Origin of the sequence: Bacillus sp. SIMBA_031 (assembly GCF_046535225.1) — a bacterium.
Lineage (GTDB): Bacteria > Bacillota > Bacilli > Bacillales > Bacillaceae > Bacillus > Bacillus velezensis.
This window is the reverse complement of record NZ_JAWRXC010000619.1, coordinates 1-242: the sequence shown is the minus strand read 5'-3', so window position 1 is coordinate 242 and position 242 is coordinate 1. Positions and strand designations below refer to the sequence as shown.

Here is a 242-nt window from a genome sequence, read left to right as displayed (position 1 = left end):
ATTAAAGATTGGTTTACTAAATACAACAAACTTGGTAGTGGCGAACATCTCGTATTTTTAATTGAAAAAATTAATATTTCGGAAGAAAAAAAAGATAAATTCCAAATTGGAAAGCTTGATTTTCGTGCCAGTACCTCTATTAAGAAAGAAGATGGGTATCATTTTTTATTCAAAAAAGATACGGTAGCCACGGTTTCGTCTCGTGAAACGCCATATATGGCACAGAGCCTGGCGAAAAAGGT

General features: G+C 33.9%; 1 protein-coding gene. It reads left to right on the top strand.

Annotation, left to right across the window (positions count from 1 at the left end; translation table 11 throughout):
* Positions 1-242 (top strand): hypothetical protein (locus SB724_RS21575; protein ID WP_410573091.1); only part of this gene is annotated, 242 nt, incomplete at both ends.